Origin of the sequence: Sphingobium sp. Ant17 (genome assembly GCF_000588875.1) — a bacterium.
Taxonomy (GTDB): Bacteria; Pseudomonadota; Alphaproteobacteria; order Sphingomonadales; family Sphingomonadaceae; genus Sphingobium.
The window spans coordinates 1-18714 of record NZ_JEMV01000009.1; the positions used below are offsets into that span (position 1 = coordinate 1).

The 18714-nt window shown below is 62.2% G+C and carries 18 protein-coding genes, 1 tRNA gene, 1 pseudogene and 1 riboswitch; of the genes and pseudogenes, 19 read left to right on the top strand and 1 reads right to left on the bottom strand.

Annotated elements, in window-relative coordinates; all coding sequences use genetic code 11:
• The 13 genes and pseudogenes from BF95_RS05865 to gltB all read left to right on the top strand — a co-directional run.
• Nucleotides 1-645, top strand: a 645-nt coding sequence (locus tag BF95_RS05865; RefSeq protein WP_043150024.1) for a murein hydrolase activator EnvC family protein, incomplete at its 5' end; no start/stop codon positions are given.
• A gap of 54 nt (nt 646-699) precedes the next feature.
• Entirely contained in the window at nt 700-897 is a 198-nt protein-coding gene (locus tag BF95_RS05870) for a type II toxin-antitoxin system VapB family antitoxin (RefSeq protein WP_043150025.1), read from the top strand.
• A complete protein-coding gene (locus BF95_RS05875) occupies nt 894-1271 on the top strand; it encodes a type II toxin-antitoxin system VapC family toxin (RefSeq protein ID WP_043150026.1) in 378 nt (125 codons plus the stop codon). The genes BF95_RS05870 and BF95_RS05875 overlap by 4 nt, the downstream gene beginning before the upstream one ends.
• Nucleotides 1272-1374: 103 nt before the next feature.
• Nucleotides 1375-2727, top strand: a complete 1353-nt coding sequence (locus BF95_RS05880; RefSeq protein ID WP_043150027.1) for a S41 family peptidase — start codon at nt 1375-1377, stop codon at nt 2725-2727.
• A gap of 53 nt (nt 2728-2780) precedes the next feature.
• Complete coding sequence (locus tag BF95_RS05885; protein WP_043150028.1) at nt 2781-3266, top strand: disulfide bond formation protein B; 486 nt, start codon at nt 2781-2783, stop codon at nt 3264-3266.
• A complete protein-coding gene (locus tag BF95_RS05890; protein ID WP_043150029.1) occupies nt 3263-3817 on the top strand; it encodes a demethoxyubiquinone hydroxylase family protein in 555 nt (184 codons plus the stop codon). The genes BF95_RS05885 and BF95_RS05890 overlap by 4 nt, the downstream gene beginning before the upstream one ends.
• Before the next feature lie 13 nt (nt 3818-3830).
• Nucleotides 3831-4369, top strand: a pseudogene (locus tag BF95_RS05895) (hypothetical protein).
• Between the two features lie 90 nt (nt 4370-4459).
• Nucleotides 4460-4861, top strand: coding sequence for a hypothetical protein (locus BF95_RS05900; protein WP_043150030.1), 402 nt, complete (start codon nt 4460-4462; stop codon nt 4859-4861).
• Between the two features lie 42 nt (nt 4862-4903).
• A riboswitch (yybP-ykoY riboswitch) is annotated at nt 4904-5092 on the top strand.
• A gap of 18 nt (nt 5093-5110) precedes the next feature.
• Complete coding sequence (locus BF95_RS05905; RefSeq protein WP_043150165.1) at nt 5111-5689, top strand: TMEM165/GDT1 family protein; 579 nt, start codon at nt 5111-5113, stop codon at nt 5687-5689.
• Nucleotides 5690-5765: 76 nt separating this feature from the next.
• A complete protein-coding gene (locus BF95_RS05910; protein ID WP_043150031.1) occupies nt 5766-6692 on the top strand; it encodes a complex I NDUFA9 subunit family protein in 927 nt (308 codons plus the stop codon).
• Nucleotides 6693-6837: 145 nt separating this feature from the next.
• The gene (locus BF95_RS05915; protein WP_043150034.1) at nt 6838-7647 is read left to right on the top strand and encodes an undecaprenyl-diphosphate phosphatase; all 810 of its coding nucleotides are present in this window, start codon (nt 6838-6840) and stop codon (nt 7645-7647) included.
• Nucleotides 7648-7813: 166 nt separating this feature from the next.
• On the top strand, nt 7814-9259 hold the full coding sequence (locus BF95_RS05920; RefSeq protein WP_043150036.1) for an NAD(P)-dependent oxidoreductase: 1446 nt from the start codon (nt 7814-7816) through the stop codon (nt 9257-9259).
• A 101-nt stretch (nt 9260-9360) separates the two neighbouring features.
• A complete protein-coding gene (gene gltB / locus BF95_RS05925) occupies nt 9361-13899 on the top strand; it encodes a glutamate synthase large subunit (protein WP_043150167.1) in 4539 nt (1512 codons plus the stop codon).
• A 4-nt stretch (nt 13900-13903) separates the two neighbouring features.
• Here the strand turns inward: gltB and BF95_RS05930 are convergent, their stop codons facing one another.
• A complete protein-coding gene (locus BF95_RS05930; protein WP_152542587.1) occupies nt 13904-14260 on the bottom strand; it encodes a hypothetical protein in 357 nt (118 codons plus the stop codon).
• A gap of 290 nt (nt 14261-14550) precedes the next feature.
• Here BF95_RS05930 and BF95_RS05935 point away from each other — a divergent pair.
• The 6 genes from BF95_RS05935 to BF95_RS05960 all read left to right on the top strand — a co-directional run bounded on the left by BF95_RS05935 (nt 14551) and on the right by BF95_RS05960 (nt 18710).
• Nucleotides 14551-14637: transfer RNA gene (locus BF95_RS05935), tRNA-Leu, on the top strand.
• Nucleotides 14638-14830: 193 nt separating this feature from the next.
• Nucleotides 14831-15334 (top strand): YciE/YciF ferroxidase family protein, encoded by a 504-nt coding sequence (locus BF95_RS05940; RefSeq protein ID WP_043150041.1) that lies wholly within the window; start codon nt 14831-14833, stop codon nt 15332-15334.
• Nucleotides 15335-15405: 71 nt separating this feature from the next.
• A complete protein-coding gene (locus tag BF95_RS05945; RefSeq protein ID WP_043150043.1) occupies nt 15406-15981 on the top strand; it encodes an SRPBCC family protein in 576 nt (191 codons plus the stop codon).
• On the top strand, nt 15981-17183 hold the full coding sequence (locus tag BF95_RS05950) for a zinc-dependent alcohol dehydrogenase (RefSeq protein ID WP_043150045.1): 1203 nt from the start codon (nt 15981-15983) through the stop codon (nt 17181-17183). Before BF95_RS05945 ends, BF95_RS05950 begins: the two co-directional genes overlap by 1 nt.
• 24 nt (nt 17184-17207) lie before the next feature.
• Nucleotides 17208-17426, top strand: a complete 219-nt coding sequence (locus BF95_RS28060; RefSeq protein WP_081764054.1) for a hypothetical protein — start codon at nt 17208-17210, stop codon at nt 17424-17426.
• Nucleotides 17427-17600: 174 nt separating this feature from the next.
• Nucleotides 17601-18710, top strand: a complete 1110-nt coding sequence (locus tag BF95_RS05960) for a Gfo/Idh/MocA family protein (protein ID WP_235209588.1) — start codon at nt 17601-17603, stop codon at nt 18708-18710.
• Nucleotides 18711-18714: the final 4 nt, after the last annotated feature.

The window sequence follows — 18714 nt, forward strand, 5'->3', positions numbered from 1 at the left end:
CAGGCCGACCGCCGCGAACGGCAGGCCGCGCTCGCGACACTGGAAGCGCAAAAGCGCGTCGCCGCGCGCGACTATCGCGCCAATGCAGGGCTTGAAAGCGAACGCGCCCTAGCGCTGGGGGAACGCGCCCGCGACATTGTCGACCTGATGGACCGGCTGGAAGATGCCGGCAACCTGCGCGAACGACTCGCCGCCCTGCCCGGCCCCTTGCTCCGGCCCGCCCGCCCCGATCAGACGGGCGAACCCGCGCCTGAAGCCGTCCGCTCTTCAAGCGGTCCGCCGCCCTATCGCCTACCGGTCATCGGCCAACTCGTTACCGGCATGGGGGAAGTCAATGAGGGAGGCGTGCGATCGCGCGGCCTCAGCCTTGTGACGCAGCCGGGTGCGCAAACCGTCGCGCCGACCGCAGGACGCATCGCCTTTTCCGGCCCCTATCGCGGCTATGGCCAGATCCTCATCATTGACCATGGCCAGGGCTGGACCACGCTGATCACCGGCCTCCACCGCGTCACGGCACAAGTCGGCGACACGGTGCGGCAGGGCGACCCCGTGGGCATCACTGGCCAGGGCCGCCCCACCGTAACGATCGAACTGCGCCGCAACGGCCGACCGGTGGACATCGTGCCGCTGGTGGGGTTGGGGTGAGGCATTGATATGCGCATTGATTGATGACATATGTCATGCTTGAGGAGTAAAATCATGCGCACGACATTGGCTCTTGATGACGATCTGGTTGCTGAAGCACAGGAACTGACCGGCTTGAAGGAAAAATCTGCCCTCGTTCGCGAAGCGCTCAAAGCCCTTGTGCAGCGGGAAGCCGCACGTCGCCTGGCCTTACTCGGCGGCTCGGAACCCGATTTCGAGTTGCCGCCGCGAAGGCGATCTGTTCCGGTATGATATTGGTCGATAGTTCAGTCTGGATGGATCATCTACGCATATCAAACCCATGGCTGGCAGCTGGTTTGAACGCTGGAAGAATATTGGGTCATCCGTTTGTCATCGGCGAGATCGCCCTGGGCAGTCTGACAAACAGGCAGGGCGTGTTGCGTATGTTGCACAAATTGCCCGAAGCCGAGCTGGCACAAAATCGCGAAGTCGATGCCTTGATCGAACAAGTGCCGTTGTTCAATCGGGGTATAGGGTATGTCGATACGCACATTCTGGCGTCTGTGCGGCTTACTGCTGGATCGTCCCTATGGACACGCGACCGACGACTGCACAATATCGCTTCGCAAATGGGCTTGGCCTGGACGCCACCTCATCCCCATTAACCCGACGCTCATCGACGCTGCGCGACATTGGTCGAAGCGCGCTTTTGCGTCGGGACGCGAATCGGCTTATGGTGGATCAATTATGCCGGAATCAAGGACAACCATGAAATCGACCTTCTTCCAGGGCGCAGTTGCGCTTGGGGCGCTTGCGCTCATTCCTGCCGCCACCGCGACTTTCGCGGCGGGGGAGGCATCGAGCTACAAGGCGCTCGACGAATTCATGGACGTGTTCCAGAAGGTTCGCAGCGACTATGTCGAGAAGGTCGATGATGAAAAGCTGATCAAGGGCGCGATCGACGGGATGCTGGCCAGCCTTGATCCGCACAGCAGCTTCCTCGACGCGCGCGATTTCCAGAATCTGCGCACCCAGACCGAGGGCAGCTATGGCGGCCTGGGCCTGTCGGTCACGCAGGAGGATGGCGCCGTCAAGGTCATCGCGCCGACGCAGGATACCCCAGCCTGGCGCGCAGGGATTAAAGCGGGCGACTATATCACCCATATCGACGGGCAGCTCATCTATGGCGGCACGCTCGATGAGGCCGTCGACAAGATGCGCGGCGCGCCGGGTACGGCGCTCAAGCTCACCATCGTGCGCGCAGGCCGCGACAAGCCGATCGACCTGACGCTGACACGCGAGATCATTCAGTTGAAGCCCGTCAAATGGGAAGTGAAGAATAATATCGGCGTCATCAACATCGTCAGCTTCTCGGCCAATACCGGGGCGGATGTGCGTCAGGCGATCCGCAGCATCGACAAAAGCCTGGGTCACAAGCCCACCGGCTATGTGCTCGACATGCGCTCCAATCCCGGCGGCCTGCTGGATGAAGCGGTGACCGTCAGCGACATCTTCCTCGAACGCGGCGAAATCGTGTCGCAACGTGGCCGGGCTAAGGGCGATGTCGAACGCTATTATGCCAAGCCTGGCGACGACGCCAAGGGCTTGCCGGTGATCGTGCTGGTGGATGCAGGCTCTGCCTCGGCTTCCGAAATCGTCGCAGGCGCCTTGCAGGACCAGCATCGCGGGCTGGTGATGGGGGAACGCAGCTTCGGCAAGGGCAGCGTGCAGACGATGCTGCCGCTGAGCAACACCAGCGCGCTCAAGTTGACCACGGCGCGCTATTATACGCCATCGGGCCGTAGCGTGCAGGAAGGCGGCATTCAGCCCGACATCCGCGTGCCCCAATTGTCCGACCCTGATTATAAGAACCGACCCAAATATCGCGAAAGCGACCTGCGCCGTCACTTGATCAATGAGATCAAGACCGACGACAAGGCGCTGGAAGAAGATGCGAAGGACGATCCGCGCTTCACCATGTCGGCCGAGGAGCTGAAAAAGCAGGGCATCGAGGATTTCCAGCTCGACTATGCGCTCAAGACGATCGCCCGCCTCGCCAGCACGCCGGGCGCGACCATCGCGCAGGCGCAGGTGGCGGCGCGCAAGCCGGGGGCGAAGTAACGCCCCCACAAGTTCAGCATGACGAAAGGTGCGGGTGTGTCTAAGTGGGGGTGATGAGCAGACTCCCCCTTGCCCGCGCCCTCGCGCTGTTGCTGCCCGTCGCCTTGTTGGGCGGTGCCTATGCCTCCCAATATATTGGCGGTCTGCACCCCTGCGAAATGTGCTGGTGGCAGCGTTATCCCCATATGGCGGCGATCCCACTCGCCCTGTTGGCCTTCGCAACGAAGGCGACGCCCCGGACCAGCACTACGTTCACCGCACTTGCCGCCGTGGCCATCGCGATCAGCGGCGGCATCGGCCTGTTTCATGCCGGGGTCGAATATGGCTGGTGGGAGGGTCTGACCGCCTGCTCCACCACCCCGACCGGCGGCAGCGCGTCGGACATATTGACCCAGATCATGGCGACGCCGATCACCCGCTGCGACGTTGCGCCATGGAGCCTCCGGGGCATCTCGCTCGCAGGCTATAATGGCCTCTTGTCGCTGGTTGGCGCGGTCGCCATCTTGGCACTGCTAAGCAAGAAGGGACGTCACGCATGAGCGGATCGAACGACTTTCCCCGTCCCGGCCAGCGCTTGCCCGATGGCGCGCGCGACTCCATGCTGCGTGTCGATCAGGCAGGCGAATATGGCGCGACCCGCATCTATGCCGGGCAGTTGGCGGTGATGGGCGACCGCCACCCCTATGCCCGCATCATCGCGGGCATGGCCGCGCAGGAGGAACGGCATCGCGCGACGTTCGACGCCATGATCGCCCGGCGCGGCGTGCGCCCCACGGCCTTGTCGCCGATCTGGAATGTCGCTGGCTTCGCGCTGGGCGCGGTCACCGCCGCGATCGGTCCAAAGGCCGCCATGGCCTGCACTGCCGCCATCGAAACCGAGATCGACCGCCATTATGCCGAGCAGTTGGAGCAGATCGGCACCGATGATGCGGAACTCTCCGAGGCCATCGCGGATTTCCAGGCAGAGGAAGTCGAGCATCGTGACGCCGCGCTGGCGCATGGCGCGGAACAGGCACCGGCCTACCCCCTGTTATCTGACGCGATCCGTCTGGGATGCCGGGCCGCCATCGCGTTATCAAAGCGCATCTGAAAAGGACGGACGAATGACCAAGACCTCAATGATCGCAGCCCTGGCGCTGCTGGCCGCCGCCGTCCCCGCCATGGCGCAACAGCCGACCGCGCCAACCGCCGTAACCGACCCGAATAACGAGAAGGTCAATATCGTCATCGTTTATGGTGAGGACGCCTGCCCCCCAAGCCAGGGCGACGAAATCGTGGTGTGCGCACGCAAGGGCGAGGCCGAACGCTATCGCATCCCCGAACCGCTGCGCGGCGACCCCAACAAGCCGAGCAACCAGCCTGGGGCGAACGGGTGCGGTCGATGGAATATGTCGGCCGGTCCGGCACGGAAAGCTGTTCGCCCTCGGGCGCTGGCGGGACGACGGGTTGCTTCGCGCAGTTGGCGCGGCTCGCCAAAGCCGAGCGGCAGGCGCTGGACAATGCCAGCTGGAAGGATCTGGTCGAGGCCGAACGCGCCAAGCGCCTGTCGACGATCGATGCGGACAGCGAAGAAATCGAAGCGCGCGTGAAAGCCGAGGAGAAGGCAGCGCAGCAACAGGGCAACGGCCCGGCGCAACCCTGACGGTTTCGGATACCGGTCGGCGTCTTGAAACCGACCAGCCGGGGATTTGGGCACCCCCGGTTCATGCAGGGGAATGAAGGAATTGACCCTATGCGACCTTTTGTCGTGCTTCCCCTCGTTGGCCTGCTGCTGACCCCGCTGCTCTCATCGCCCGCCCTCGCGCAGGCAGAACCGCCGCCTGAACGCACCATCAACCTGCTCGTCTATGGTGACGATCCCTGCCCGCAAGGCGAAGGCGACGAAATCGTCGTATGCGCGCGCCGACCAGAGGCAGAGCGTTATCGCATCCCCAAGAAACTGCGCGAAAAGCCGGCCGTGTCCGGCGGTCCCGGCTGGGGCAGTCAGGTTGCCACGATGGAAGGCGTACAGCGGCAGAACCTGCCTAACAGCTGTTCGGTCAACGGTGCCAATGGCGCAACCGGTTGCACCGCAAAGATGCTGGAACAATGGTTCGCCGAGCGGCGGATGCAGGAAAGCCGTGGCGAACCCTGACATCGCCCGCGCCTTGCATAGATCCAAATTTTGACTTAAATGCATCCCGTCATCTGGGGAGTAGCCAGCCGTTCCGCGTTACGGGACGGGCCGTATGTCAACATATTTGGCCGAGAGGCCGTGGCATAGGGGACGCGGACATGCCCGCGTAAGGCGAGACCAATGGCATCGGCGGTTCCATGTCCGGCCGGGCGGGGAGCGACGGTGGCATTGCGTCGTTCACTTCCGCCCGGCCCCGGATAGATGCTGATGGAAGCCCTTCTCACCTCTTCTGCGCTCGTGGCGCTCGCCGAAATGGGCGATAAGACACAATTGTTGGCGATGTTGCTCGCCACTCGTTTTCGCAAGCCCGTGCCGATCATCCTGGGCATCCTGATCGCGACGCTCGCCAACCATTTCCTCGCCGCGCTGCTGGGCCACTCGATCGCGGGCATATTGACGCAAGGCTGGTTCCGCTATGCGGTAGCGATCAGCTTCATCGCTATGGCCGCCTGGACCCTGGTGCCCGACACGATCGACGAGGATGAACCGCTCAAGGCTCCGTCCGGGGCAGGCGTGTTCATGACCACCCTGATCGCCTTCTTCCTGGTCGAAATGGGCGACAAGACACAGGTGGCGACAATCGCGCTCGGCGCGCGGTTCGACAATCTGCTTGCCGTAACGATGGGCACGACGCTGGGCATGATGGTCGCCAATGTCCCGGCCGTGCTGTTCGGTGAAGCGCTGGCGAAGAAAGTCCCGATGCGCACGTTGCAGGTCGGCGCGGCGCTGCTGTTCCTGATCCTTGGCCTATGGATGATCGCGGATCTTCAGGGCTGGCTTAGGTAAAGCGGTTGTCAGCGCCGTGCGGCTGGGGCAAGGGAAACACCTGTATATTCTCTTTCAAGCGGACATGGGACGGGTGATGAAAGACAGTCTGGTAACGGTGTTCGGTGGCGGCGGCTTTGTCGGTCGTCAAGTGGCGCAGACGCTGCTTGCACGCGGCGCACGGGTTCGGATCGCGCAGCGCGACCCATCCACGGCACTGCGGGTCAAGCCGCTGGGGGGCTTGGGCCAAGTACAATTCATCGCCGCCGACATTCGCAATCCTGCCGGCGTGGCGCGCGCCGTCGCGGGCAGCGATGTCGTGATCAATCTGGTCGGCATATTGAAGGGCGATTTCGACGCTTTCCACCATCGCGGCGCGGCCAATGTCGCCCAGGCTGCGGCTGAGGCCGGGGTCACTGCGCTCGTGCATATGTCGGCCATCGGCGCGGATGCGGAAAGCCCATCGGCCTATGGACGGTCCAAGGCGGCAGGCGAAACGGCGGTCAAGACGGCCTTTCCGACGGCGACAATCATCCGCCCCTCCATCATCTTCGGGCCGGAAGATCAGTTCCTCAACCGCTTTGCCGGCATCATCGGTATGATGCCGGTCGTTCCCGTCATCGGTGCTGCAACGAGGTTTCAGCCCGTCTATGTCGCTGATGTCGCGCAGGCTATCGTCAACGCAGCCGAACAGCCGGGCGTCCATGGTGGCGAAACCTATGAACTGGGCGGGCCGCAAGTCAAAAGCATGCGCGCCATCAACCAGTGGATCGCTAAGGCGATCGGTCCTGAGAAGACGCTGGTCGAAGTACCGCATGGCGTCGCCAAGATGTTGGCGATGCTGCCGGGCGGGCCGATCACGGGCGATCAGTTGGCGATGCTGGGCCGCGACAATGTTGTGGCACCGGATGCCAAGGGGCTTGACGCATTGGGCGTCGTCGCCACGCCCATGGACGGTGTTGCAGACAAGTGGATGGTGCGCTTCCGGCGCCACGGTCGCTTTACCGGTACGGCGAACGCCTGAACTTAAATATCCGCCCCTGTGATGGGGAGCCAGCGGCAAGACGATCTAACAAAGGGTGTCACCGTATTGGAACACCCGTCCATCATCGCGACGCGATGGCCCCAATCCCCCGTTGGGGGAGGATTATCGAAGGACGATCCCACCCATGGACCTGCATTATCTGACCGTCATCCTGCTGGGCATAGTCGAGGGACTGACCGAATTTCTGCCGGTATCCTCGACCGGGCACCTCATCCTCGCCAGCGAATTGCTCGGCTATGATTCCGCAACCTGGGCGATGTTCAATGTCGTGATCCAGTTGGGTGCGATCCTGGCGGTGGTGGTGCTCTATTGGCGCACCTTCTGGGCCGTGGGCATGGGGCTGTTGCGGCGCGAGCCGGTGAGTTGGCGCTTCCTGCGCAATCTGCTGATCGCCTTCATCCCCTCGGCGGTCATCGGCCTGGCGCTGCATGACTATATCGAGATTTTGCTGGGCGCGCCGCAGGTCGTCGCCTGGGCGCTGATCGTCGGCGGCATCGCCATCCTGCTGATCGAGCGCGCGGTCAAGGAACAGCGTTTCCATGGCATCGCCGATATTCCCATGGTCCGCGTGCTCGCGATCGGCTTTATCCAGTGCCTGGCCATGGTGCCGGGCGTCAGCCGGTCGGGCGCGACGATCATGGGCGCGTTGATGCTGGGGGTCGAGCGGCGCACGGCGGCCGAGTTCAGCTTCTTCCTCGCGATCCCCACGATGCTGGGCGCGACCGCGCTGGAACTGATCAAGAAGGGTGACCGGATCACCAGTGCAGCGGTCGGCTGGGACAGCATTGCGCTGGGCTTTGTCGTCTCGTTCATTGTCGCCTTGCTGGTCATTCGTTGGTTCGTGGGACTGGTGTCGAAACATGGCTTCGCGCCCTTCGCCTGGTATCGAATCATTGCCGGGATTGCCGCCTTGATCTGGCTGGGAGCACGATAGGTCCGAACCGGCCTATTTACCACGCGTTTTTGTTGCGATCATTTCGCAATTAACCTCGATAACTGCGATTTTATAGTCAGTATTGCTGTCCTAAATATCAGAATCCGCGTGACTCCGTGGGTTTTTATGCTATGCGCGCCGCTGAAACTTTAGTCAGGGGCGAGCGATGACCGACAATCCGATGCTGAAATTCGTGGGCAAGGGACAAGCCTACCCGGAAAAGCGCGCAGCCGACGACCGCGCCGACGATTTTCTGGAAATCAGCCGCAGCTTCATATTGGACAAGGCTGAGGAACAGGCGTCGCGCTGTTCGCAATGCGGTGTGCCCTATTGCTCGACCCACTGCCCGCTGCACAACCACATCCCCGACTGGTTGCGCCTGACCGCCGAAGGGCGGCTGCGCGAAGCCTATGAGCTGTCGAACCTGACCAGCACCATGCCCGAAATCTGCGGCCGCATCTGCCCGCAGGATCGGCTGTGCGAGGGCAATTGCGTCATCGAATTTTCAGGCCATGGTGCTGTCACCATCGGCTCGGTCGAAAAATACATCACCGACACCGCCTGGAAGGAAGGGTGGGTCGAGCCATTGGTCGCGGGCAAGCCGACCGGCCAGTCGATCGGCGTGATCGGCGCGGGGCCTGCTGGCCTCACCACGGCGGAATATCTGCGCGCGGCGGGGCATGAGGTGCATGTCTATGACCGGCATGACCGTGCCGGCGGCCTGCTGACCTATGGCATCCCCGGCTTCAAGCTGGAAAAGGACATCGTCATGTGCCGCGTTCAGCGCCTGAAGGATGGCGGCATCGTCTTTCACGAGAATTTCGAAGTCGGTCGCGATGCGACGATGGAGCAACTGCGTACCAAGCATGACGCGATCCTGATCGCCACCGGCGTCTATAAGCCTCGCGACATCCGCGCGCCGGGTGTCGGCGCACCGGGCGTGGTCAAGGCGCTCGATTATCTCACCGCCTCCAACAAGGCCGGGTTCGGCGACGCCGTGCCAGAGCATGAAGACGGGACGCTGCTGGCGAGGGGCAAGAATGTCGTCGTCATCGGCGGCGGCGACACCGCGATGGACTGCGTCCGCACCGCGATCCGCCAGGGGGCCAAATCGGTCAAATGCCTCTACCGCCGCGACCGCGACAATATGCCCGGATCGCAGCGCGAAGTAGCCAATGCCGAAGAAGAAGGCGTCGAGTTCGTCTGGCTGACCGCGCCGATCGCGTTCGAAGGCACCGAGCATGTCACCGGCGTGAAGGTTACCAAGATGCGCCTGGGTGCCCCCGACGCCTCAGGCCGTCGCGCGCCCGAACCCGATCCCGGCAGCGAACATACGTTGGAGGCCGACCTGGTCATCAAGGCACTTGGCTACGACCCCGAAGAGCTGCCCAAATTGTTCGGCGCGGACGATCTGTCGGTCACCCGCTGGGGAACGCTGCGCGTCGATCACAAGACGATGATGACCAGCGTGGATGGCGTGTTTGCAGCGGGCGACATCGTGCGCGGCGCAAGCCTGGTGGTGTGGGCGATCCGTGATGGCCGCGATGTGACCGAGCATATGCACAAATATCTCAAGGCGAAGGCAAAAACCCGCGAGAGCGTCGCGGCCTAAGCGCCCTCATTCCACCCCAGCCCGTTCGGTTCGAGCTTGTCGAGAACGAGGCGCGGGGGTTCTCGACAAGCTCGAACGAACGGAAGAATAGGATGGCGATGATGACCGACACTCCCTTCATGGCAAGCCCCGAAGAACGCGCGCGCATCGCCGCCGAGGGCATGTATCATCCCGATCTGGAGGGCGACGCTTGCGGCGTTGGCCTCGTCGCCGCCACCGATGGCCGCCCGTCGCGCCGTGTGGTCGCCTCGGCGATTGATGCGCTCAAGGCCGTGTGGCATCGCGGCGCGGTCGATGCTGATGGCAAGACCGGCGATGGCGCGGGCATCCATGTCGATCTGCCAGTGCGCTTCTTTGATGATGCTATTGCCGACTCCGGCCACAAGCCGCTGCCCAATCGCCTTGCCGTCGGCATGATCTTTCTGCCGCGCACGGACCTCTCCGCCCAGGAGACCTGCCGCACCATCGTCGAGAGCGAGATCATCGACGCGGGTTATACCATCTATGGCTGGCGCCAGGTGCCGGTGGACGTATCGGTCATCGGCGAGAAGGCGCAGCGCACGCGCCCCGAAATCGAGCAGATCATGATCGCCGGGCCGATGCCCGAAGAGCGCGACCAGGCTGAGTTCGAAAAGGATCTCTATCTCATCCGCCGCCGGATCGAGAAGCAGGTGATCGCGGCGCAGATCAACGACTTCTACGTCTGTTCGCTGTCGTGCCGGTCGATCATCTACAAGGGGCTGTTCCTCGCGGAATCGCTGTCCGTCTTCTTTCCCGACCTGCAGGATGAGCGTTTCGAGAGCCGCGTCGCGATCTTCCATCAGCGCTATTCGACCAACACCTTCCCGCAATGGTGGCTGGCCCAGCCGTTCCGCACGCTCGCCCATAATGGCGAGATCAACACGATCCGCGGCAACAAGAATTGGATGAAGAGCCACGAAATCAAGATGGCGAGCCTCGCCTTTGGCGAGCAGTCGGAGGACATCAAGCCGGTGATCCCGGCGGGCGCGTCCGACACCGCCGCCCTCGACGCCGTGTTCGAGGCGATCTGCCGCTCTGGCCGCGATGCACCGACCGCCAAGCTGATGCTGGTGCCCGAAGCCTGGCAGAGCGAGAGCGCGGAACTGCCCAAGCCCCATGCCGACATGTATGAATATCTCGCCAGCGTCATGGAGCCGTGGGACGGCCCCGCTGCGCTGGCGATGACCGACGGCCGCTGGGTCGTGGCCGGGGTGGATCGCAATGCGTTGCGCCCGCTGCGCTACACGCTGACCGGCGACAATCTGCTGATCGTCGGGTCCGAAACCGGCATGGTCGTGGTTCCCGAAACGACGATCGTGCGCAAGGGCCGCATGGGTCCGGGCCAGATGATCGCGATCGACCTGCAGGAAGGCGAGCTGTATGACGACGCCGCGATCAAGGACCGGATCGCGGGCGAGCGCCCTTATGGCGAGTTGATCAAGGATTTCATGGCGATCGGCGACCTGACCGACGCGCCGACCGCCCTGCCCGGCTGGGACAAGGCGGAACTGACGCGGCGGCAGGTGGCGGCCAATTTGACGCTAGAGGATCTGGAACTGATCCTGGCCCCCATGGTCGAGGATTCGAAGGAAGCCATCGGCTCGATGGGCGACGATACGCCGCTTGCGGTCATTTCCGACAAACCGCGCACGATCAGCCATTTCTTCCGCCAAAATTTCAGCCAGGTCACCAACCCGCCGATCGATCCGTTGCGCGAACGGCATGTGATGAGCCTGAAAACGCGCTTTTCCAACCTGCACAACATATTGGAGCAGGATGCGCAGAACAGCCATGTGCTGGTGCTGGAATCGCCAGTGCTGACCAGCGCCGAATGGGCGCGGTTGAAGGCGCATTTCGGCCCGGCGGTGGCGCAGATCGACTGCACCTTCCCCGCCAGCGGCGGCCAGGAGCAGTTGCGCGCGGCGATCGCCCGCATCAGGGAAGAAGCCGAACAGGCGGTGCGCGAAGGCCGCACCGAAATTTTCCTGACCGACGAAAATGTCGACGCCGATCGTGCCGCGATAGCAGGCGTGCTGGCGGCGGCGGCGGTCCACACCCATCTGGTGCGCAAAGGGCTGCGGTCCTATGCATCGATCAACGTGCGCTGCGCCGAAGCGGTCGACACCCATTATTTCGCGGTGCTGATCGGCGTCGGCGCGACCACGGTGAACGCCTATCTGGCCGAAGCCAGCATTGCCGACCGGCACGCGCGCGGCCTGTTCGGCGACCTGTCGCTCGACACCTGTTTCGAACGCTATCGCACCGCCATCAACGAAGGCCTGCTCAAGATCATGTCCAAAATGGGCATTGCGGTCATCAGCAGCTATCGTGGTGGTTATAATTTCGAGGCGGTGGGCTTGTCCCGGGCGCTGGTCAATGATCTCTTCCCCGGCATGCCGGCAAAGATTTCGGGCGAAGGCTATGCCTCGCTCCATTACAGCGCGATGCTGCGGCACGAAAAGGCCTTCGACAGCGCGGTGGTGCGTCTGCCGATCGGCGGCTTCTACCGCCAGCGCGACGGTGGCGAGGCACATGCCTACTCGGCGCAGCTGATGCATTTGTTGCAGACGGCGGTCGCGACCGACAGCTATTCGACCTATCTGCAATTTTCGCGCGGCGTGCGCGATCTGCCGCCGGTCTATCTGCGCGACCTGATGGAGTTCAATTTCGCCCGCGAAGCCGTGCCGATCGACGAGGTGGAAGCCACCACCGAGATCCGCAAGCGCTTCGTGACGCCGGGCATGTCGCTCGGCGCATTATCGCCCGAAGCGCATGAGACGCTGGCCATCGCCATGAACCGGATCGGCGCGAAGGCGGTGTCGGGCGAAGGCGGCGAGGACGCCAACCGTTTCAAGCCCTATGAAAATGGCGACAATGCCAACAGCGTGATCAAGCAGATCGCGAGCGGCCGTTTTGGCGTCCATGCCGAATATCTGGCATCGGCCGAGGAAATTGAGATCAAGGTCGCGCAGGGGGCCAAGCCCGGCGAAGGCGGGCAGTTGCCCGGCTTCAAGGTGACCGAGTTCATCGCCAAGCTGCGCCATTCGACGCCCGGCGTGACGCTTATCTCGCCGCCGCCGCATCACGACATCTATTCGATCGAGGATCTGGCCCAGCTCATCTACGACTGCAAGCAGATCAACCCGCGCGCGCGCGTCTGCGTCAAGCTGGTGAGCCAAGCTGGCATCGGCACGGTCGCGGCAGGCGTGGCGAAGGCGCATGCCGACGTCATCCTGATCGCGGGCCATGTCGGCGGCACCGGTGCCAGCCCCCAGACCAGCATCAAATATGCCGGGACGCCTTGGGAGATGGGCCTGTCGGAAGCCAATCAGGTGCTGACCCTCAACGGGCTGCGGCATCGGGTGAAGCTGCGCACCGATGGCGGGCTCAAGACCGGACGCGACATCGTGATCGCGGCGATCCTGGGCGCGGAGGAATATGGCATCGGCACGCTGTCGCTGGTCGCCATGGGCTGCATCATGGTGCGTCAGTGCCACAGCAACACCTGTCCGGTCGGCGTGTGTGTGCAGGATGAAAAGCTGCGCGCCAAGTTCACCGGCACGCCGGAAAAGGTCATCAACCTGATGACCTTCATCGCCGAAGAAGTGCGCGAAGTGCTGGCGCGGCTGGGCTTCCGCAGCCTGGATGAAGTGATCGGGCGGACCGAATTGCTCAAGCAGGTTAATCGTGGGGCCGAGCATCTGGACGATCTGGATCTCAATCCGATCCTGGCCAAGGTGGATGCTCCCGATGACCAGCGCCGCTTTAGCCTGACCCAATGGCGTAACGACGTGCCAGACAGTCTGGACGCGCAGATGATGCGCGATGCCAAGGCCGTGTTCGAGCGCGGCGAGAAGATGCAGCTGACCTATACGGTGCGCAACACCCACCGCGCGGTCGGCACCCGGCTGTCGTCGGCGGTTACCGACAAGTTCGGTATGTCGACGCTGGCCGACGGGCACCTGACCGTGCGGCTGCGCGGGTCGGCGGGCCAGTCGTTGGGCGCGTTCCTGTGCAAGGGCATCACGCTCGAAGTGTTCGGCGATGCCAATGACTATGTCGGCAAGGGATTGTCGGGCGGCATCATCGTCGTGCGCACGACCGTCTCCAGCCCGTTGACGAGCAAGGACAACACCATATTGGGCAACACCGTCCTCTATGGCGCGACCAGCGGCAAGCTGTTCGCGGCGGGCCAGGCCGGTGAACGCTTCGCTGTCCGCAATTCGGGCGCGCAGGTCGTGGTCGAAGGCTGCGGCGCCAATGGCTGCGAATATATGACCGGCGGAACGGCGGTGATACTGGGCAAGACCGGTGCCAATTTCGGCGCGGGCATGACGGGCGGCATGGCCTTCATCCTGGATGAGGATGGCAGCTTCCCATCGCGCGCCAACGCCGAAGGCATCCTCTGGCAGCGGCTGGAAAGCGCCCATTGGGAAGCGGAACTGAAGGCGCTGATCGCCCAGCATGCGGTGTCGACCGATAGCAAATGGTCGAACACCATATTGGACGATTGGGATCGCTGGCGTCGCTATTTCTGGCAGGTATGCCCCAAGGAAATGGTGACCCGCCTCGCCTATCCGCTCAGCGATGCGCCAGCAGAGGTCGTGGCCGCCGAATAAGCGATTAGGGGTGGTCGCTTTCGATCGTCGGCATGACGATCAAGGGTGCCACCCCTTGCGACGCTGGGATCGGCTTAAGCTGAGGTGTGCTGGCCTTGGACAAGGGGTCTGCGATTGGCTTGCGGGGCATAGCGTCCGCGATCATCGCGTCATCCGTTGGAGGATAATCTTGCGCCAGATAGTCCTGCACCACAGGATCACGGCTTCCCTCGATCAGGGCATCGCTATCCATCCCGGCCATGTCGGCGGCAAAGCGCCGTTCGGTTAACGTCGGCCCGCAACCGATGCAGCGAATCACCGTTGGTCCCTGATCACTCGTTACCCCATCGTCGGGCAGCGAAGCACCGCCGACAGTATCCAAATAGGCGCTTTCCTCGGTTGGGCTCCATTTTTCGGTTGGAGTTGTCTGTTTCTGTGGGCTGGTCACAAAGGTGCCTAGCCCAAGACCCATCGCGACAGATGCAGCTACAGTCATACCTGACACCATCCACCACTGCCCCGGCATCGCGCTTTTCTCCTCCCAAGGTCACTAAATCGATACAAAATCATCATTCATAACGCAGATGCAGATAGGTTGTTGCATGGTGCAAAAGCCTTTGCTAATGGCCACCGCCTACCAGGTGCCGGCCCTGCCGGTTTCCCTTTGAATGTGCGGTCGTGGCGGAACTGGTAGACGCGCAACGTTGAGGTCGTTGTGGCCGAAAGGCCGTGGAAGTTCGAGTCTTCTCGACCGCACCACCCCCCCGTCGCCTAATGGCGAGCATGGCTGGCACAGTCGGTCCCTCGCGATCGAAGCGTCCGAAGTGGCCTCTCCCAGTCCGACAAACGCACTGATCTAGATCATGCTGGTTGCTTTTACAGGAACCGCTGCGTCACCCCACGCGCTCCATGACCATGTTGGACATGCCGTCCGGCGATGTGGAGAACAGCGATGTCGACCCCTGAAAGCCTGCAAGACGTCTATATCGACGAACTGAAAGATCTCTGGTCCGCCAATGACCAGATGCTCAAGGTCATCAAGAAAATCACGTCCAAGGCGAGCGACGCCTCGCTCAAGGACATGCTGACCAAGAGCCAGGAGGGTATCGCCAGCCACACGGCCATCCTTAAGGAATTGATCGCCGGACAGGATGAAAAGGTTTCGAAGGACCATTGCAAGGGCATGGAAGGCCTCGCCGCCGAAGCGATCAAGCATGTGGTCGAGGAAGGGCCTGAGAAAGGCCCCGTTCTCGATGTCCTCATCATCGCGCAATATCAGCGTATGACCCATTATGGCATCGCCGGGTTCGGCACCGCCGCCGCTTTCGCCAAGGCCCTTGGCCTCAAGGACGACAATAAGAAGCTGCGCGACGCGACCAAGGACATTTACGCGAGCGACGCATTCATGACGAAACTCGCGGAAACCTCGGTCAATCTGGAGGCCGAAGACGCCTGATCGCGCGCCGTCCGCCCGGCCCGTCCGGGCGGATGGCCTGTCCCGTCTAGCTTGACGATAGGAGAACGGCCATGACCATGGCGAAAGACGACGCACCGGCAACAACCTCCAAAATTAGGGAGGTTCGCGCAGAAGAGGTGGCCATGATGCCCCTCAGCAAAGGCGACTCCCTGCTGGGCCGGACGGTTACGATCAATCGACCGCGGGCTGAGCTTTTTGCCTATTGGTCGGACCTCACCAAACTGCCGACCTTCATGGACAATGTCGAACGCATCGACATGCTGTCCAACACCCGATCCCATTGGGTGGTCAAGGCACCGGCGGGGAAAACCGTCGAATGGGATGCCATCATCACGGACAAGCGGGAGGGCGAATTGATCGCCTGGGCTTCGACCGAAGGCGCGGACATTCCCAATAGCGGCCGCATCGAATTTCGCGATGCGGGAGACCGAGGCACCATCGTTACCGCGACGATCGCCTATGATCCGCCCGCTGGCATCATCGGCAAGGTCGTCGCCAAATTGTTCCAGCGCGAACCCGCCATTCAGGCGCGCCGTGATCTTCGCCGGTTCAAGCAACTCATGGAAACAGGCGAAATCGCAACCGCATCCTGGACACAAAAGCAATTGCAAGAGGAGACAGCCTGATGCGCGCGCTCACCTGGCACGGCAAACATGACGTGCGCGTCGACACGGTCGACGATCCCGAAATCCTCAATCCGCGCGACGCGATCATCAAAATCACGTCCACCGCCATCTGCGGCTCCGACCTGCATCTCTATGACGGCTATATCCCCACCATGGAGGCGGGCGATATCCTTGGCCATGAATTTATGGGCGAAGTGGTCGAAACCGGTCCTGGATCGACGCTCAAAAAGGGTCAGCGCGTCGTCGTGCCCTTCACGATCGCCTGCGGCAGTTGCTACCATTGCGGCAAGCATCAATATTCCGCCTGCGACAATGGCAATCCCGCCGACACGCAGGATATCGGCCAGGAAATGTATGGCCAGCCCATGTCCGGCCTGTTCGGCTACAGCCATCTGACCGGTGGCTATGCCGGGGGTCAGGCGGAATATGTCCGCGTGCCGTTCAGCGATGTCGGGCCGATCGTCGTGCCAGACGGCCTAACCGACGATGAGGTTCTATTCCTATCGGACATTCTGCCTACCGGATGGCAGGCAGCGGAAAATGCCGATATCGAACCCGGCGATACGGTCGCGGTCTGGGGATGCGGCCCGGTCGGCCTGTTCGCGGTGCAATCGGCCTTCCTGATGGGCGCGCATCGCGTCATCGCCATCGACCATTTCCCCCACCGACTGGCACTGGCCAAACGCTTCGGCGCAGAGACGATCAATTTCGAGGAATCGAAAACTTATGAAGCGCTGATGGAAATGACGGGCGGCATCGGCCCCGACGCCGTGATCGACGCGGTCGGCCTCGAAGCCCATGGCTTTTTCGTCGATAATGTTGTCGATCAGATCAAGGCATCCCTGTTCCTGGGCACCGACCGCATTCATTCGATCCGCCAGGCGATCCACGCCTGCAGAAAGGGCGGCCGCGTCTCGATGCCTGCCGTCTATGGCGGCTTTGTCGATAAATTTCCCTTGGGCGCGTTCATGGAAAAGGGGCTGACGCTCAAGACCGGCCAGACCAGCGTGCAACATTATATGCCCGCGCTGCTCAACGCGATCATCGAGGGCCAGATCGACACGACCTTCCTGATCTCGCATCGCATGAGCCTGGAAGACGCACCCAAGGGCTATAAGATGTTTCACGACAATCAGAATGACGTGACCAAGATCATCCTGAAGCCCGATTTCGCGCCTTCGTCAGCCATCGCGGCAGAATAGCCGAAAACGCATTGGAGACACGACATGCCAAGTAATGAAAATGGGCTCGACCCCAATGTCGGCCAGGACGAAGACATGCCCCGACGTGGGCCGATGGGCGACGTCATCCCCGATGAAGACGATCCCGACGCCCGGACCCGCGGCGGAAAGCCACAGGAAGATGTCGAAGATCGTCCGAATGTAGGCACCGTTACGCCGGAGGATTATCCGGCTAAGGACCGCGCCGATTCTCGTCCCGATTAAGAGGATAATGGGGCGCTGAGACCGCAACGGTCCTGCGCTCCTTAGACCGCCGTTCGGATCGCGGTCTCAAATGTCTGGACTTATCTTATGCCTTCCGCAGCGAAACGGTGGGCATTGCCATTTGTATGGGTTATCCTCTTCCCAAAGCGGCAGACTGACCCTTGGGAGATGAGCATGACAGACGACGGCATCGTGACCCGGCGCGACTTGATGGCTGGTGTCGGCCTTGGCCTCGCGGCAGCTGGCATGCCAGCGCTCGCGGCGACACCGGGCCGCAAGCTCGGCTACGCCATCGTTGGCCTGGGATCCTATGCAACGAAGCAGATCATGCCCGCTTTTGCAGGATGCGACCATGCGAAGATTAGCGCCCTGGTGAGCGGCACGCCTGCAAAGCTGGAACAGTTCGGCGCGCAATATGGCGTGCCCAAGACGCATCACTACAATTATGAGACGTTCGACCGCATAGCCGACAATCCCGATATCGACGCGGTCTACGTGATCCTGCCCAACAGCATGCATGCCGAATATACGATTCGGGCGGCGCGGGCGGGCAAGCATGTCATGTGCGAAAAGCCGATGGCGATATCGGTCGCCGAATGCGAAGCCATGATTGCGGCCTGCCGAACCGCGGGCAAGAAGCTGATGATCGGCTATCGATCGCGCTTCGAACCGCATAATCAGCTGGCAATCGAACTGGCGCGCGGCGGCCATGTCGGGCCGACGCGGATCATCACGGCAGAACATGGCTTCCCCATCCGGCCAGGCCAATGGCGGCTGGATAAGCCGCTGTCGGGCGGCGGATCGCTGATGGATATCGGCATCTACAGCCTCAATGCCGTGCGCTATTTGACCGGCGAGGAACCGGTGGACGTGATGGCGATCGAATCGACCGACCGGTCCGACCCGCGTTTCCGCACGGTGGAAGACCGCATCACCTTCCTTCTGCGCTTTCCATCTGGGATCGAAGCGACCTGCGTGTCCAGCTATAGCTCGGCGCATAATAGCTATCGCGTGATCGGCACCCAGGGGTGGATCGATATGGAGCCCGCCACACCCTATGACGGCCATTCGATGCGTATCCGTAAGGACGGAAAAATTATCGATCGCACCCTGCCTCCCCCGCCCAAGACGCAGTTTGCAGCGCAGCTGGACCATCTGGCCGAAGCCGTGCGGAAGGGTACCAATGTCATCGTACCGGGCGAGGAAGGGCTGGCCGACCTGCGCGTGATCGAAGCGGTCTACCGCTCCGCCCGTGAGGGCCGCCGCATAAGCCTGAAAGCATGATGGG

Bases quoted from the DNA above. Each gene is read 5' to 3' on its own strand.
- BF95_RS05870 (WP_043150025.1), top strand. From the start codon at position 700: ATGCGCACGACATTGGCTCTTGATGACGATCTGGTTGCTGAAGCACAG.
- BF95_RS05875 (WP_043150026.1), top strand. From the start codon at position 894: ATGATATTGGTCGATAGTTCAGTCTGGATGGATCATCTACGCATATCA.
- BF95_RS05880 (WP_043150027.1), top strand. From the start codon at position 1,375: ATGAAATCGACCTTCTTCCAGGGCGCAGTTGCGCTTGGGGCGCTTGCG.
- BF95_RS05885 (WP_043150028.1), top strand. From the start codon at position 2,781: ATGAGCAGACTCCCCCTTGCCCGCGCCCTCGCGCTGTTGCTGCCCGTC.
- BF95_RS05890 (WP_043150029.1), top strand. From the start codon at position 3,263: ATGAGCGGATCGAACGACTTTCCCCGTCCCGGCCAGCGCTTGCCCGAT.
- BF95_RS05900 (WP_043150030.1), top strand. From the start codon at position 4,460: ATGCGACCTTTTGTCGTGCTTCCCCTCGTTGGCCTGCTGCTGACCCCG.
- BF95_RS05905 (WP_043150165.1), top strand. From the start codon at position 5,111: ATGGAAGCCCTTCTCACCTCTTCTGCGCTCGTGGCGCTCGCCGAAATG.
- BF95_RS05910 (WP_043150031.1), top strand. From the start codon at position 5,766: ATGAAAGACAGTCTGGTAACGGTGTTCGGTGGCGGCGGCTTTGTCGGT.
- BF95_RS05915 (WP_043150034.1), top strand. From the start codon at position 6,838: ATGGACCTGCATTATCTGACCGTCATCCTGCTGGGCATAGTCGAGGGA.
- BF95_RS05920 (WP_043150036.1), top strand. From the start codon at position 7,814: ATGACCGACAATCCGATGCTGAAATTCGTGGGCAAGGGACAAGCCTAC.
- gltB (WP_043150167.1), top strand. From the start codon at position 9,361: ATGACCGACACTCCCTTCATGGCAAGCCCCGAAGAACGCGCGCGCATC.
- BF95_RS05940 (WP_043150041.1), top strand. From the start codon at position 14,831: ATGTCGACCCCTGAAAGCCTGCAAGACGTCTATATCGACGAACTGAAA.
- BF95_RS05945 (WP_043150043.1), top strand. From the start codon at position 15,406: ATGACCATGGCGAAAGACGACGCACCGGCAACAACCTCCAAAATTAGG.
- BF95_RS05950 (WP_043150045.1), top strand. From the start codon at position 15,981: ATGCGCGCGCTCACCTGGCACGGCAAACATGACGTGCGCGTCGACACG.
- BF95_RS28060 (WP_081764054.1), top strand. From the start codon at position 17,208: ATGCCAAGTAATGAAAATGGGCTCGACCCCAATGTCGGCCAGGACGAA.
- BF95_RS05960 (WP_235209588.1), top strand. From the start codon at position 17,601: ATGACAGACGACGGCATCGTGACCCGGCGCGACTTGATGGCTGGTGTC.